At 66.7% G+C, this 14,218-nt stretch carries 14 protein-coding genes; 4 read left to right on the forward strand and 10 right to left on the reverse strand.

All coding sequences use genetic code 11. The features are described from left to right. Positions 1–26: 26 nt before the first annotated feature. Positions 27–1,010: a LysR family transcriptional regulator gene (locus ACR9ZH_RS08240; RefSeq protein ID WP_481290278.1), complete on the reverse strand. Its 984-nt coding sequence runs from the start codon at positions 1,008–1,010 to the stop codon at positions 27–29. A 204-nt stretch (positions 1,011–1,214) separates the two neighbouring features. Here ACR9ZH_RS08240 and ACR9ZH_RS08245 point away from each other — a divergent pair, with 204 nt between their 5' ends. Genes ACR9ZH_RS08245 through ACR9ZH_RS08260 form a run of 4 tightly spaced genes read left to right on the forward strand, consistent with a single transcriptional unit; the run spans position 1,215 to position 7,825 of the window. Next, the gene (locus ACR9ZH_RS08245) at positions 1,215–2,420 is read left to right on the forward strand and encodes an efflux RND transporter periplasmic adaptor subunit (protein WP_481290279.1); all 1,206 of its coding nucleotides are present in this window, start codon (positions 1,215–1,217) and stop codon (positions 2,418–2,420) included. A gap of 7 nt (positions 2,421–2,427) precedes the next feature. Beyond that, entirely contained in the window at positions 2,428–5,619 is a 3,192-nt protein-coding gene (locus ACR9ZH_RS08250) for an efflux RND transporter permease subunit (protein WP_481290280.1), read from the forward strand. A 2-nt stretch (positions 5,620–5,621) separates the two neighbouring features. Then, a complete protein-coding gene (locus ACR9ZH_RS08255; protein ID WP_481290281.1) occupies positions 5,622–7,055 on the forward strand; it encodes an efflux transporter outer membrane subunit in 1,434 nt (477 codons plus the stop codon). Beyond that, positions 7,052–7,825, forward strand: coding sequence for an SDR family NAD(P)-dependent oxidoreductase (locus ACR9ZH_RS08260; protein ID WP_481290282.1), 774 nt, complete (start codon positions 7,052–7,054; stop codon positions 7,823–7,825). Before ACR9ZH_RS08255 ends, ACR9ZH_RS08260 begins: the two co-directional genes overlap by 4 nt. Before the next feature lie 101 nt (positions 7,826–7,926). Here ACR9ZH_RS08260 and ACR9ZH_RS08265 read toward each other — a convergent pair whose 3' ends face one another. The 9 genes from ACR9ZH_RS08265 to ACR9ZH_RS08305 all read right to left on the reverse strand — a co-directional run bounded on the left by ACR9ZH_RS08265 (position 7,927) and on the right by ACR9ZH_RS08305 (position 14,208). After that, on the reverse strand, positions 7,927–9,090 hold the full coding sequence (locus tag ACR9ZH_RS08265) for an AI-2E family transporter (RefSeq protein WP_481290283.1): 1,164 nt from the start codon (positions 9,088–9,090) through the stop codon (positions 7,927–7,929). Then, the gene (locus ACR9ZH_RS08270; RefSeq protein WP_481290284.1) at positions 9,087–9,404 is read right to left on the reverse strand and encodes a hypothetical protein; all 318 of its coding nucleotides are present in this window, start codon (positions 9,402–9,404) and stop codon (positions 9,087–9,089) included. Before ACR9ZH_RS08270 ends, ACR9ZH_RS08265 begins: the two co-directional genes overlap by 4 nt. Positions 9,405–9,408: 4 nt before the next feature. Continuing rightward, positions 9,409–9,891: an ABC transporter ATP-binding protein gene (locus tag ACR9ZH_RS08275; protein ID WP_481290285.1), complete on the reverse strand. Its 483-nt coding sequence runs from the start codon at positions 9,889–9,891 to the stop codon at positions 9,409–9,411. Positions 9,892–9,909: 18 nt separating this feature from the next. Beyond that, entirely contained in the window at positions 9,910–10,299 is a 390-nt protein-coding gene (locus ACR9ZH_RS08280; protein WP_481290286.1) for an ElaB/YgaM/YqjD family protein, read from the reverse strand. Positions 10,300–10,366: 67 nt separating this feature from the next. After that, complete coding sequence (locus tag ACR9ZH_RS08285) at positions 10,367–10,525, reverse strand: DUF1328 domain-containing protein (RefSeq protein WP_166700115.1); 159 nt, start codon at positions 10,523–10,525, stop codon at positions 10,367–10,369. Between the two features lie 114 nt (positions 10,526–10,639). Next, positions 10,640–11,272: a YbhB/YbcL family Raf kinase inhibitor-like protein gene (locus tag ACR9ZH_RS08290; protein WP_481290287.1), complete on the reverse strand. Its 633-nt coding sequence runs from the start codon at positions 11,270–11,272 to the stop codon at positions 10,640–10,642. A gap of 13 nt (positions 11,273–11,285) precedes the next feature. Next, positions 11,286–12,377: a PQQ-dependent sugar dehydrogenase gene (locus ACR9ZH_RS08295; protein WP_481290288.1), complete on the reverse strand. Its 1,092-nt coding sequence runs from the start codon at positions 12,375–12,377 to the stop codon at positions 11,286–11,288. Between the two features lie 32 nt (positions 12,378–12,409). Further along, the gene (locus ACR9ZH_RS08300) at positions 12,410–13,411 is read right to left on the reverse strand and encodes a YheT family hydrolase (protein ID WP_481290289.1); all 1,002 of its coding nucleotides are present in this window, start codon (positions 13,409–13,411) and stop codon (positions 12,410–12,412) included. Then, the gene (locus tag ACR9ZH_RS08305) at positions 13,408–14,208 is read right to left on the reverse strand and encodes a lysophospholipid acyltransferase family protein (protein WP_481290290.1); all 801 of its coding nucleotides are present in this window, start codon (positions 14,206–14,208) and stop codon (positions 13,408–13,410) included. Before ACR9ZH_RS08305 ends, ACR9ZH_RS08300 begins: the two co-directional genes overlap by 4 nt. Positions 14,209–14,218: the final 10 nt, after the last annotated feature.

Here is a 14,218-nt window from a genome sequence, read left to right on the forward strand (position 1 = left end):
GGCGGCGGCAAGGGGCGCGCCGAGGCTCATGCCACCGCTGCTTCTTCCTCGTGGCGCAGCTTGTGCTGGCGCGCCAGCTCCAGCTGCTGTTGCTGCACCAGTTTGCACTTCGGCTCGCTGGTGCGCTGGAACAGCTCGCTGGTCCATTCGATGAAGGCCTGGACGCGGGCGGACAGGTGGCGCTTCTGCGGGTACACGATCCACAGGTTCGAGCCGGTGGAGATCGTGTCGGTCATGATGATTTCGAGCAGGCCCTTCTCCAGCGCGCTGCTCGCGAGGCAATGCGGCGCCTGGATGATGCCGAGGCCGGCGATGGCGGCCTGGATTACCGATTCGCCGTCGTTGATCAGCATGTGCGCGTCGACGTCCACCGACACGCGGCCACTCGGCGAATCGAACTGCCACTGGTACGGCTTGCCCGTGCTCGGGTGCACGAAGTTCACCGAGCGGTGGTTCTTCAGATCCTCGATCGAGGTGGGCGTACCGTGCCTGGCCAGGTACGACGGCGCGGCGCAGAGCACGTTGCTGAAATGGCCGATCTTGCGGGCGATCAGGCTGGAATCCGCCAGTTCCCCCATGCGGATGGCGCAGTCGAAACCTTCCTCGTTGAGGTCGAACGGGAAGTCGCACATCGTCAGTTCGAGTCGGATATCGGGGTATTTGCGCTCGAATTCCGCCAGGTTGGGAATGATGGCGGCACGGCCGACGGCCGAGGATGCGGCCACGCGCAGCTTCCCGGCCGGCTTGGTCCTGGCATAGCCCAGGGCCTCCGTGGCTTCGGTCAGGTCGGCAAGGATCTCCTTGCAACGCGCATAGAACGCGGAGCCATCGTCGGTCAACCGTAGCGAACGTGTCGAACGGAAAAACAGCCTCGCACCGAGGCTTTCCTCGAGGCGGGAGATGGCGCGGCTGACCCCCGAGGGGGTCATCTGCAGGTGCTGCGCGGCCGAGGAAAAGCTCTTGGCTTCCACCACGCGGACAAAAACGCTGATAGCGGAAAAGTCTTCCATCGCGAACTCCGGGATGCTCATTCGTGACTGGGCGTCACAGGCGCGGTGATTGTAGACCCATTTTTCGCTTGCGAAGCAAGACCTAGATTTCGCCACCTGCGGTGGACCGGCTTCTGACTGACTTGACCTCAACCATGGTTGAGGCAGCAGGCTGCCGGGCTGCCAACCCCCTTTCTCATCCCCTACGAAGCTCCAGGACCTCCCATGAAGAAGAAAATCCTGTTCGGTTCGTCTGCCCTTGCGGTGGCCATCGCTTCGGCGTTCTGGCTGAGCGCCGGCAGCTCGGCCAGCCATGCCAGCGAACCCGCGGCGGCGCCGCCGGCACCGGAGGTCACCGTGGCCCAGGTCCTGCTGCGCCCGGTGTCCGATGCGAACGCCTTCACCGGCCGCATCCAGGCAGTGGACACCATCCAGATCAAGCCGCGGGTCAGCGGCTATATCGATTCGATCCATTTCCGCGAAGGCGCCACGGTGAAGAAGGGCGACCTGCTCTTCACCATCGACCCGCGTCCTTACCGCGCCGAGGTCGACCGCCTCGCGGCCAACCTCGCCCAGGCCAGGGCCGAGGCGAAGAACGCCGAGGCCAACGCGGCCCGCGGCAACAAGCTGGTGGAACAGCACGCCGTGTCGCGCGAAGAAGCAGACCGTCTGGATACCGCCGCCGCCAGCGCCAAGGCGCAGGTCGCCTCGGTTCAGGCCGCCCTCGACGCCGCGCAGCTCAATCTCTCGTTCACCCAGGTGCGCGCGCCGGTCGATGGCAAGGTCAGCAACGCGCAGATCACCGCGGGCAACCTCGTCACGCCCAACGATACGCTCACCAGCGTCGTCAGCGTCGACCCGATGTACGTCTACTTCGACGTGGACGAGCAGACCTTCCTGAAGCTCGACCGCCTGCGTCGCCAGAGCGGTCGCGCCCCGGCCGTGGAAATGGGCCTGGCCGACGAAGAGGGCTATCCGCACGCCGGCAAGATCGACTTCGTCGACAACCAGGTGCGCTCCGGCGCCGGCACGATCCGCCTGCGCGCGGTGTTCCCGAATGCCGACGGCGCTTACACCGCCGGCCTGTTCGCGCGCGTGGAACTGCGCAGCGGCGATACCCAGCCGCGTGCGCTGATCGACGACAAGGCCGTGGGCACCGACCTCGGCAACAAGTTCGTCTACGTGCTCGGCAAGGACAAGAAGGTCGAATACCGCCGCGTCTCCACCGGCGCACTGGTGGACGGCCTGCGCGTCGTCGATTCCGGCCTCGGCGCGGACGACGTGGTCGTGGTGAACGGCCTGCAGCGCGTGCGTCCGGGCGTCGAAGTGAATGCGAAGCGCGTCACCATGGCGTCGCTTGTACCGGAAGGCGCGCGCAACGTCGCCTCGCGTCCGGCCGGCGTCGACAGCGTGGCGCAGAACCAGGACTGATCCACCCATGAAAATCGCCCAATTCTTCGTCGACCGCCCCATCCTCGCGGGCGTGCTGTCGGTGCTGTTCCTGATCGCGGGCGGTATCGCCGTGTTCAAGCTGCCGATCAGCGAATACCCGGAGGTCGTCCCGCCCACCGTGGTGGTGAAGGCATCCTATCCCGGCGCCAACCCCAAGGTGATCGCCGAAACCGTCGCCACGCCGCTCGAAGAGCAGATCAACGGCGTGGAAGGCATGCTCTATACCTCCTCGCAGGCCACCAGCGACGGCGCGATGACCCTGACGGTCACCTTCGCCCTCGGCACCGACCTCGACAACGCGCAGGTGCAGGTGCAGAACCGCGTGTCGCAGGCGCTGCCGCGCCTGCCCGAGGAAGTGCAGCGCCTCGGTGTCACGACGAACAAGAGTTCGCCCGACCTCACCATGGTCGTGCACCTCACCTCGCCCGATCACCGCTACGACATGCTTTACCTGTCGAACTACGCCCGCACGCGCATCAAGGACCAGCTCGCCCGTCTCGACGGCGTGGGCGACGTCCAGCTGTTCGGCGCCGGCGAGTACAGCATGCGCATCTGGATGAACCCGGAGAAGCTGGCAATCCGCAACCTGACCACAGGCGACGTGATCAAGGCCATCCGCGAGCAGAACATCGAGGTGGCGGCCGGCTCGCTCAACGCGCCCCCAGGCCCGAGCACCGCCGCGTTCCAGGTGAACATCAACACCCGCGGCCGTCTGGTCACCGAGGACGACTTCCTCAACATCATCGTGCGCAGCGATCCCTCGGGCTCCGTCACCCACCTGCGCGACGTGGCCCGGGTGGAACTGGGCTCCAACAACTACGCCCTGCGCAGCCTGCTGAACAACCGCGAGGCCGTGGCGATTCCCATCTTCCAGCGCCCGGGCTCGAACGCGATCGCTATTTCCGATGAAGTGCGCAAGGAGATGGCCGAGCTGAAGAAAGATTTCCCGCAGGGCGTGGACTATTCGATCGTCTACGACCCGACGGTGTTCGTGCGCGGCTCCATCGACGCCGTGGTGCATACGCTGTTCGAGGCGATCGTGCTCGTCGTGCTGGTGGTGATCCTGTTCCTTCAGACCTGGCGCGCGTCGATCATCCCGCTGGTGGCGGTGCCGGTTTCGCTGATCGGCACCTTCGCGGTGATGTACCTCGCCGGGTTCTCGCTCAATGCGCTGTCGCTGTTCGGCCTCGTGCTTGCGATCGGTATCGTCGTCGACGACGCCATCGTGGTCGTCGAGAACGTGGAGCGACACATCGAGCACGGGCTCGACCCGAAGATGGCCACGCGCCAGGCCATGACCGAGGTGACAGGTCCGATCGTGGCGACCGCGCTCGTGCTCTGCGCGGTGTTCGTGCCGGCCGCCTTCATCAGCGGCCTTACCGGGCAGTTCTACCGCCAGTTCGCGCTCACCATCGCCATCTCCACGGTGATCTCGGCGTTCAACTCGCTGACCCTGAGCCCGGCACTCTCCGCGATCCTGCTGAAGGGCCGCGACGAGCCGAAGGACAAGCTCACGGTGTGGATGGATCGCAGCCTCGGCTGGCTGTTCCGTCCGTTCAACCGCACGTTCGAGCGCGGTGCGCACGGCTACGTGGGTGGCGTGAAGAAGATCCTGCGCTTCTCGGGCATCGTGCTGGTGCTCTACGCAGGCCTCGTGGGTCTGGCCTTCCTCGGCTTCTCGAAGGTCCCGACCGGCTTCGTGCCCTCGCAGGACAAGCAGTACCTCGTCTCGTTCGCCCAGCTGCCGGATGCGGCGTCGCTGGACCGTACCGAGAGCGTGATCCGCCGCATGGGCGACATCGCCCTCGCCCAGCCGGGCGTGGAAAGCGCCGTGCAGTTCCCGGGCCTGTCGATCAACGGCTTCACCAACAGCACCAACGCCGGCATCGTCTTCGTGACGCTGAAGCCGTTCGAGGAGCGCCGCAGCGCCGACGTTTCCGCGGATGCGATCGCCGCGGCGCTGAACGCGAAGTTCGCTTCCATCCAGGACGCGTACATCGCGATCTTCCCGCCACCGCCGGTGAACGGCCTCGGCACGATCGGTGGCTTCCGCATGCAGATCGAAGACCGCAGCGGCCTGGGCTTCGAAGAGCTGTACAAGCAGACCCAGGGCATCATCGGGGCCAGCCAGAAGACACCGGAACTGGCGCACCTGTTCACCAGCTACCAGGTGAGCGTGCCGCAGTTCGACGCCGACGTGGATCGCGAGAAGGCAAAGTCGGAAGGCATCGACCTGGGCGACGTGTTCCAGACGATGCAGGCCTACCTCGGCTCGCTCTACGTCAACGACTTCAACCGCTTCGGCCGCACCTACCAGGTGAACGTGTCGGCGGAGCCGTCGTTCCGCCACGAGCCGTCCGATATCGTGGGCCTGAAAACCCGCAACGCTGCCGGCGACCTGGTGCCTCTCGGCTCGTTCCTCACCGTCCGCCAGACCAACGGCCCGGACCGCGTGCAGCATTACAACGGCTATCCGACCGCCGAGATCAACGGTGGTCCGGCGCCGGGTTACAGCACGGGCCAGGCGCAGGAAGCGATGGAAGCGCTGGTGAAGGCCAACCTGCCGAACGGTATGAGCTTCGAGTGGACCGAGCTGACCTACCAGCAGATCCTCGCCGGCAATACCGCCGTGCTGGTGTTCCCGCTGTCGGTGTTGCTGGTGTTCCTCGTGCTGGCCTCCCTGTACGAGAGCCTGAGCCTGCCGCTGGCGGTGATCCTGATCGTGCCGATGGTGCTGCTGTCCGCGATCTTCGGTGTGTTCGTCACCGGCGGCGACAACAACATCTTTACCCAGATCGGCCTGATCGTGCTGGTGGGCCTCGCCTGCAAGAACGCCATCCTGATCGTGGAGTTCGCCCGTGAGGCGGAGATCGAGGGCATGAACCGCGTGGACGCCGTGCTCGAAGCCGCGCGTCTGCGACTGCGCCCGATCCTGATGACCTCGTTCGCCTTCATCATGGGCGTGGTGCCGCTGGTGACCTCGCACGGCGCGGGCGCGGAGATGCGCCATGCCATGGGCGTGGCCGTGTTCTCCGGCATGCTCGGCGTGACCTTCTTCGGCCTCATCTTCACCCCGCTGTTCTACGTGCTGATCCGCGCCTGGAACGAGCGTTCGGAGGCGCGCCGCCAGGCCCGCCGCGAGCGCCGCCTCCTCGCCCATGCGGCACGGGAGTCCTGATCATGAAGACCATGTTCCGTAACACCGCCTTGTTCGCGGCCCTCGTCCTCGCCGGTTGCGCGAGCGTGGGCCCCGACTACCACGCGCCCAAACAGGAACCGGTGACGCTGCAAGGCGTCGACGCCGCCCATCAGGACAGCGCCGGGTTCCAGGCGCAGTGGTGGAAGCAGTTCGGCGACCCGACGCTCGATTCGCTGATCGTCCGGGCGGCGAAGAACGCGCCCGACCTGAAGATCGCGATGGCCCGCCTGGCCCAGGCGCGCGCCGCGCTCGGCACGGCGAAGTCGCAGCAGATCCCGGACATCGAAACCGGCGTGTCGTACCAGCGCAGCCGCCAGCAGCAGCCGGGCTTCAGCGAGCAGCGGCAGACGGTCACCGCCTACCAGGCCGGCTTCGATGCGTCGTGGGAAATCGACCTGTTCGGCGGCATCCGCCGCTCGGTCGAGGCCGCGCGCGCCGATGCGGGCGCGGGCGAAGCGTCGCTGCAGGACGCGCAGGTCACGTTGTTCGCCGAAGTGGCGCGCAACTACTTCGACCTGCGCGGCACGCAGTTGCGCATCGATGTGGCGAAGCGTGACATCGCCAACCAGCAGGATTCGCTGAAGGTGATCGCCGCGCGCGTCGACGTGGGCACGGGCGCCGAGCAGGACCTCGCCAGCGCGAAGGCCCGCCTCGCCGCCGTGGAGGCGCAACTGCCCGTGCTCGAGACCCAGGCGAGCGCCGACCAGTTCCGCCTTGCGGTATTGCTCGGCGTACGCCCGGGCGAACTGGACATCGACCTGTCGCCTGCTTCGTTCAAGCCGATCGACGCCACGCTCGCCATCGGCGGTGCGGACGAGGTCCTGCAACGCCGTCCGGACATCCGCGTGGCGGAGCGCGAGCTCGCCGCGGCCAATGCCAGGATCGGTGTCGCGAAGGCCGACTACTTCCCGCACATCTCGCTGGGCGGCTTCATCGGCTTTCTTGCCGGCCGGAGCAACGATTTCGGCGGCGCGGATTCGCGTGCGTGGTCGATCGCGCCGAGCATTTCCTGGTCGGGCCTCAACGTGCAGCGCGTCCGCTCCGGCGTGAAGGGCGCGGAAGCGCGGGCCGACGAGGCGCGGGCGAATTACGACCGCACGGTGCTGACCGCGCTCGAGGACGTCGACAACTCGCTGGTCGCCTTCAATCGCCAGCGTGAGCGGGTGGAGAAGCTCGTGGTACAGGCGAGCGAAAGCCGCCGTGCCGCCGAGCTCGCCAAGCTGCGTTACGACGCGGGCCGCACCGACTATCTCGAATTGCTCGACGCCGAACGCACCCAGCTCGCGGCCGAAGACCAGCTTGCGGAAGCCGAGGCGGGCATCAACCTGCGCGCCGTGCAGTTGTACAAGGCGCTGGGCGGCGGCTGGCAGGCCTGCGGCGACGACGCGTGCAGCGAGGTTGCGAACGTGCCATGAGCACTGGCAACGTCCATCGCCTGCCGGTGCAGGCCAAGCGCAGCAAGGCCCTTGCGGTGGAACCGCCGCTCAACCAGCGCGTCGCGCTGGTGAGCGGCGCGAACCGGGGCATCGGCCTCGAGGTGTCCAAGCAGCTCGCTTCGATCGGCGTCACGGTGTTCATGGGCATGCGCGAACCGGGCAAGGGCGAGAAGGCGGCCCGGGCCATCCGCGAACTGGGCGGCGACGCCCACGCGATCCGCCTGAACGTGACGAAGCAGGGCGATATCGACAAGGCCATCGCCCATATCGGCGATCACTTCGGCCGCCTCGACATCCTCGTGAACAACGCCGGCGGCTACTACGATCCCGAAGGGCGCCCTTCGGCGCCTGACCTGGAAACCATCCGCGGCGCGCTGGACGTGAACCTCATCGGTGCGTGGTGCCTCACCGCCGCCGCGCTGCCGCTGATGAAGCGGCACGGTTACGGACGCGTGGTGAACGTGTCCAGCGAATGCGCGGTGCGCGCGATGTGCGGCGAGAACAGCCCCGCCTATCGGGTCTCGAAGGCGGCGCTGAATGCGTATACGCAGGTGCTTGCGCGCGAGCTGGTGGGTAGCGGCATCCTCGTCAACGCCGTCTGCCCCGGCTGGACCGCCACCGCCCTGGGTGGAAGCGGCGGCCGACCGGCGGCAGAGAGCGCGGAAGGCATCGTCTGGGCTGCGCTGCTTTCCGAGCGCGAGTCGTCGTCAGGCGAATTCTTCCGCGACCGGACGAAGATCGCCTGGTAAAGCGGACGCCGTCGTGCCTGCGCAGGCAGGCACCCAGCGTCTTGCTCTTTCGCACGCTCCGGGAAGTCACTGGGTCCCGGCCTGCGCAGGGACGACGGGCTCTAGCGCGAAACGATATGCGCGAACCACTGCCACCCGCGAAGCTTCGCGGTGATCAGCTTCACGCAGGTCAGCATCGGCACGGCGAGCAGCGCGCCGGGGATGCCCCACAGCCAGCCCCAGATCAGCAGCCACAGCAGGATTGCCACGGGGCTCAGGCTGGAGCGGCGGCCCTGCAGCATCGGCGTGATCATGTTCCCTTCGATGGCGGTGATGCCGGCGAAGGTGGCCGCGGGCAACAGGGCCGGGCCGAGTTCCTGGAAATGCAGCACGCCGACGATGGCCAGTATCGTCGTGGTGGTGATGGCGCCCACATAGGGAATGAAGTTCGCGACCGTCGCGACGGTGCCCCACAACAGCGGGTCCGGCACGCCGTACAGGTAGAGCATGCCGGCGGTGACCAGGCCCAGCGTGACGTTGATGCCGGCGGTCAGCAGGAGATAACTCGAGACTTCCTCCTGGATGCTGCGGACGATGCTGACGGTATGCCGCTTGTACGAGAAGGTGGGCGATATTTCGACGGCTCGCCGCAGGATCTCGTCGCCGTAAACGAGGAAAAAGAACACGAGCAGTGCGACGGTCAGGATGCTGGCTAGCACCTTCGGTGCGCCGGCGACGACGTCCCACGCCGTGAAGGCGAATGTATTGGGACTTTGCGGCGCCGCGCGCGCAACGGTGCCGCCGACCAGCGTCTGGGTGGCCCGGCTGGCCGCCTCGATCTGCTGGGTCATCGGCTTGATCTTCGGCGCGAACGCGCGCATCGCCGTCGGCGCTTCGTGGAACCAGTTCAGCGCCGGCGTGGACAGGGTGGCGACGGCCGATACCAGGCCCGTGCCCAGCAGGATCATCACCGTCACGGCGGCGAGCCAGCGCGGGATTTTCATCCGCGACGCGGCCGCGACGATCGGATTGAGTGCCAGGCCGATGAAGCCGGCGAGCACCAACGGGACCAGGATCGATTTGCCGATCGCCACGGTGTAGAGCAGCGCCAGCAGGATCATGCCGGTCAACGAGATACGGATGGCGCGGAGGTGCCGGTTGATGCGCCGCGTGCTCCGGCTGCTTCCCGGCTTGCGCCGCGAGCGGATGCCGATCGTGGACACGGCGACGCCCGGTGCCACGGTGGAGGGCACCGGCGTGGGCAGCGGGCTCGGAAAGTCGCTCACGGCACCTCGTCGGCGGCGTCGACGGCGTCGCTGGCAAACTCGCCCAGGAAGCTGCCGGCTGCAACGGATACGCCGCGCGCGATGATGTCGGCTAGCCCGCCGGCCACGATACCGCTGACGCCGGGGACGGCGAGCGGATTGAGCTTGACGTTGCTGAGGAGGAATCCGGAGCCGGCGGCGATGCCGAGCACGGTAAGCGGATGCTCGTATCCACGGGCTATCAGCGCCGCGGCGGGCCGGACCGTCTCTTCGCGGGCAGCGGCGACCCGCGCACGGGCGGCTGTGACCTTGGCCATGCTATTGAAAATGCCCATCCGCTTACTCCCCCGCCTTTTCGCCTTCCGTCTTACCTTGCCGCCCCGCTTCCCGCGCCAGCGCCGCAAATTCGGCACGCGTCCCGGGCAGCGTAAGCCAGTGCATGCCGCGGCGGAAGGCGAGAATGGCGCCCACGAGCAACACCAGTTGCAGCCCCGCCAGCGCCGTGAGAGCCCAAGCCCAGGATCCGAACCACTGCGCCAGACCCCAGCCGGCCAGCGCCAGCAGGGTGAAGCCCAGGGCCACGGCGAACGTGATCGCGGCGAGGCCCATGAAGAGCATCATGACGATGCCGCTCCGGGCCAGGCCGACCTCGGCGGAAAGCAACTTCAGCTGGGCGGCGAAGAGTTCCTTCAATCCGGCCCCGAGCCGCCGGACGTCGTCCAGCCACGATGGCTTTACCGCCGCTCCGGCACCCGCCGCGCCTTCCGGCGCCGGTTCGTCAGCGTCCAGCCGCCCCGAGGGACTGTCGTCCAGCATAGCCAAGCCCCCAGGGATCCCGGATCAGTTGCGCAGGATACGGCCGGCGAGCCAGCCCGCGGCAAGCGCCAGGGCTATGGACTGCACGGGCTTCTCGCGGACGTATTCGCGGGCGGTGTCCAGCCAGTCGTTGGTCTTGTCGACCGCTTCGCCATAGGCTTCCTTGCCGCGCATCTTTACTTCCTCGGCCTTCTCGGCAGCGCGGGTGGCACCGTGGGCGGCCTTGTCGGTCGCGGTGTGCAGGGTCGTTTCGACCTTGTCCGCGGCGCGGTCGACGGCATCCTTCGTGCGGCCCACGGCCTCGGAGGTGGCCTGCTTCACTCGCTCGGCGCGCTCATCGATGCGCTCGGCGGCCGAAACGGTGTTCGCGGCGGCGGTCGCGGCGTTGGCGACATGGTCGGCGGGCTTGTTCATGGACTTCTCTCCGGTACGGGGCCTGACACGTTAAGTCAAAAAGGGTGACGCCGGGGTAACGAGGCCGCTAAACGCTGCGGCCCCGGAAGAACGAGATGATCGCCAGGATAAGGAAGACCACGAACAGGATCTTCGCGATGCCGGCGGCCGTGCCCGCGATGCCGCCGAAGCCGAACACGGCCGCGATGATCGCGATGACGAGGAAGACGAGGGCGTAGTGCAGCATGGTGGGTTCTCCGTGGGATGGCGCGGCACCATTTAGTCCCGCGCCCCGCGCATGCGGCGTGAAGCCCACCGCCTCCGCTCAATACACGTTCAGCCTGCGGCGTTCACCTGTTCGTCACTCCCTCGCCTTGGGATTCAACGAATAGGTACCCGTGATCGTCGCTTGGTCCACGACCTTGCCTTCCATCGCGTCGCGCAACTCGGCAAGGGAGAAGCCCTCGGCCAGGTCGAGCTGATCCACATTCAGCGCGTACACGTGGAAGTGGTAATGGTGGATGCGCGTATCGTTCCAGGGCGGGCAGGGGCCGTCGTACCCGTGATAGTGGCCTTCCATTTTATGGTCGCCCTTGAACCAGCCCGTGTAATCGTTCAGACCCTGGACGGCGTTCCCGGGTCCTTGCAGGTTCTTCTTGCCGCGCGGCACGATGCCTTCGCCGCAGGTGCCCTCGCCCAGTTCGCGGCACTCCACCGGTATGTTGGCCATCAGCCAGTGGACGAATTCGACGCGCGGCAGGTCATACCGTACTTCGCGCCCTTCGACGTTCACATCGTCCGGCTTCGACGGCACGTCGGTGTCGATGACAGCGATAACGAAGGATTTCGCCGTCGCGGGGACCTCGGTCCAGGCCAAGTGCGGCGTCATGTTGTCGGCCGGCTTCATGTGCGTGCCGTCGTCCGCCCGCTGCATGAACGCATACTTCGCCGGGATCGGCTTGCCTTGCTCGATGCTGTCGCTCTTGAGACGCATGGGTTTCTCCTTCCTATTTCTTGTAGGTCACGCGATAGATGGCGCCGTTGTCGTCGTCGCTCACCAGCAGGCTTCCGTCGGGCAGCGGCTGCACGTCCGCCGGGCGGCCGGAGACCTTCTCGCCGTCGAGGAAACCTTCGACGAGGGGCTCGTAGCTGGCGACCTTGTTGCCGTTCAGTCGCACGGTCATCACGCGGTAACCCGATTTCGCCGAGCGGTTCCACGAACCGTGCTCGGCAACGATCACGGCACCGTGCCAGGCGGCAGGGAATTGCTTGCCGTTATAGAAGCGCATGCCCAGCGCGGCGACGTGAGGGCCCAATTTCAGCACGGGCGGCGTATAGTCCTTGCAGTTTTTACCTTTTCCGAATTCAGGGTCGAGCGTGTCACCCTGGTGGCAGTACGGATAGCCGAAGTGTTCGCCGGTCTTCGTGACATGGTTGAGCTCGTCGTTCGGCATGTCGTCGCCGAGCATGTCGCGACCGTTATCGGTGAACCACAGCGTCTTGTCGGTCGGGCGCCAGTCGAAGCCCACGCTGTTGCGGATGCCCTTCGCGACGGTTTCCACGCCGCTGCCGTCCGGGTTCATGCGCAGCATCTGCGCGAAGCCTTCATCGCCGCGGTCGCAGATGTTGCACGGCGCGCCCACGGGCACGTAGAGCTTGCCGTCCGGCCCGAAGGCGATGAACTTCCAGCCGTGCGCCGTCTCGGTGTGCAGCTTGTCGGTGACCAGTTCCGGTTTTGGTGGCGCGTCGAGATGGTTCTCGATGTCGCGCAGCACGTAGATCCTGCTTACGGCCGAGACGTACAGATCGCCGCCGTGCATCGCCACGCCGACCGGCAGCTGCAACCCGGTGGCGATCGTGCGTACCTTTTCCACGGAACCGTCGGCCGCATAACTCACCGCGTAAACCTTGCCGGCATCGTTCGTGCCGACGAAAACCGTGTTCTTCGCACCCAGCGCCATTTCGCGCGCGTTCGGTACCTGTTCGGTCCAGACCGCAATATGAAATCCGGGAGGAACCTTGAGCGACGCCATGTCTGGCGTGGCGGCAAGCGCAGGGGCAGCGAGGAGAGCCAGGGCGAGAACGGAAGCGCTACGCATGAACGGACTCCTTGGGCGGGGCCGGCGTGGATTCAGCGGGTAATGGCGTCGAAACGTGCAGCGATGTAGTCGTCGGTGAAGCTGGTCATGGCGTAGTCGCGAATGAAGCCACAATGGCCACCGTAGGTCGCGATATCGAGCTCGACGTTCGGCGGCACGCGCAGCTGGTCGAAGGCTGCGACAGGAATCACGGGATCGTCGCGCGAGGTAAGGATGGTGGCCGGGATGTGCAGGTCCATCATCCGGTCGCCGGCGATGGAATAGCCGTCGAGGTAGGCCTCCAGCGAGTCGAAATCCGTATGGCGCAGCACCAGCGAGCGGGTGAGGTCGCGCATGTTCTGGCGCAGTTCGTCCAGTTCGAAGTAGGTCTGCTGCGGGAAGGCCTGCTGCTTCCGGCGCAGCGAGCGACGCCACTTGCGCATGAAATACGCCTGGTAGATCCACGGTGCCTCGCTCTCGAGCGAAAACAGGCCTTCGCTGGGGTCGACGATCGGGCACACCGCCAGCACGTAATCCAGCGGCACGCCCAGTGACGGCGCCAGCATGCCGGCACGCAGCGCGAAGTTTCCGCCGAGCGAGAAACCGGCCACGCCGATGACCTTCGCCGGGAACATGCGCGCGATCTCGCCCATCGCCGTCACGACCTCGTCGATGCGGCAGGAATGGAACAGCGCCTCGTTCAGGCCGTGGCTGTCGCCATGGTCGCGAAAATTCAGCCGGAAGATGTCCCAGCCATCCTCAAGCAGGCGGCTACCGGTCTGCAGCACGTACGTGGAGTCGACGCTGCCTTCCCAGCCGTGGAAGAGGATGGCGAGGCCACGCGATGCCTTGCCGGTACGTTGCGCGGTGAAGCGGCCGCTCAGGCGATCGCCATGGCCGACGTCGACCAGGACTTCCTGCGCACCCTCCTGCACGCGATGCGCGCGCCGGGGCAGCAGCCGGCGGCGGATGCCGCTGGAAGAGAGCATGGTCTGGATATGGCCGCTGCGCAGCGGCCACGGCGGCTGGAAGTCGGAACCTTTCGGCAGGTTCATGCCGGCGTGTCGAGATCCAGGGCCAGCGCGATGCGTTCGCGCGAGGCGTCCGCCATGCGGCGGCGGCCTTCCGGCGACACCGGCACGGGCTCGAGGAAGTGCACTTCCACGTCGAGCGGCGGCTCGCCCAGCAGGCGCACGAAATTGGCCATGAAGCTTTCGCCTTCGCGGAAACCTGCGTCGACGACGCGGCGGCCGTTGCGGGCGAAGCGCAGGGCCACCGGCTGCACCGGCACCCCGGCGTCGAGCGCGGCCTGGAAGATGCGCGCATGGAATACGCGGAGCACGCCGTTGTGACCGGTGCCGCCTTCGGGGAACACCGCGACGGAACGGCCTTCGCGCAGGCGCTCGACCATGGCGGCCATGACCGAGGACAGCGAATGGTTGTTGCCGCGGCGATGGAAGATCGTGCCGCCGCGCGAGGCCATCCAGCCCACCAGGGGCCAGCGGGCGATCTCCGCCTTGGCTACGAAGCAGGCAGCGCGCTGTGAATGGAGCAGCTCGATGTCCAGCCACGACGTGTGGTTGGCCACGAAGAGCACGGGATCGGGCAGCGGCCGGCCGAAACGGCGGCTGCGGAAGCCGAACACCCGGAGCAGCATGGTCGACCACATGCGGATGGTGCGATGGGCGAGCGGTTCGCGGCCATCCTTCATGACGCCGCCTGCCCAGCTCAACACCACGGCGCAGATCACGATGCCGAACAGCACGTGGAGCAGCAACAGCGGCACCCGCCACAGGTAGCGCAGCGGACGCAGGCGGTCGCGGGGGGTCAGATTGGCGGTGGCGGCTTCCATCGAGCGGACA

The organism is Luteibacter sp. SVR4-7G (assembly GCF_056755555.1).

What these genes read in the sequence shown, in the direction of transcription:
- ACR9ZH_RS08305 (WP_481290290.1), bottom strand. Translation starts at nt 14,208, where the DNA reads ATGGAAGCCGCCACCGCCAATCTGACCCCCCGCGACCGCCTGCGTCCG.
- ACR9ZH_RS08240 (WP_481290278.1), bottom strand. Translation starts at nt 1,010, where the DNA reads ATGGAAGACTTTTCCGCTATCAGCGTTTTTGTCCGCGTGGTGGAAGCC.
- ACR9ZH_RS08255 (WP_481290281.1), top strand. Translation starts at nt 5,622, where the DNA reads ATGAAGACCATGTTCCGTAACACCGCCTTGTTCGCGGCCCTCGTCCTC.
- ACR9ZH_RS08245 (WP_481290279.1), top strand. Translation starts at nt 1,215, where the DNA reads ATGAAGAAGAAAATCCTGTTCGGTTCGTCTGCCCTTGCGGTGGCCATC.
- ACR9ZH_RS08290 (WP_481290287.1), bottom strand. Translation starts at nt 11,272, where the DNA reads ATGCGTCTCAAGAGCGACAGCATCGAGCAAGGCAAGCCGATCCCGGCG.
- ACR9ZH_RS08250 (WP_481290280.1), top strand. Translation starts at nt 2,428, where the DNA reads ATGAAAATCGCCCAATTCTTCGTCGACCGCCCCATCCTCGCGGGCGTG.
- ACR9ZH_RS08270 (WP_481290284.1), bottom strand. Translation starts at nt 9,404, where the DNA reads ATGGGCATTTTCAATAGCATGGCCAAGGTCACAGCCGCCCGTGCGCGG.
- ACR9ZH_RS08260 (WP_481290282.1), top strand. Translation starts at nt 7,052, where the DNA reads ATGAGCACTGGCAACGTCCATCGCCTGCCGGTGCAGGCCAAGCGCAGC.
- ACR9ZH_RS08300 (WP_481290289.1), bottom strand. Translation starts at nt 13,411, where the DNA reads ATGAACCTGCCGAAAGGTTCCGACTTCCAGCCGCCGTGGCCGCTGCGC.
- ACR9ZH_RS08285 (WP_166700115.1), bottom strand. Translation starts at nt 10,525, where the DNA reads ATGCTGCACTACGCCCTCGTCTTCCTCGTCATCGCGATCATCGCGGCC.
- ACR9ZH_RS08280 (WP_481290286.1), bottom strand. Translation starts at nt 10,299, where the DNA reads ATGAACAAGCCCGCCGACCATGTCGCCAACGCCGCGACCGCCGCCGCG.
- ACR9ZH_RS08295 (WP_481290288.1), bottom strand. Translation starts at nt 12,377, where the DNA reads ATGCGTAGCGCTTCCGTTCTCGCCCTGGCTCTCCTCGCTGCCCCTGCG.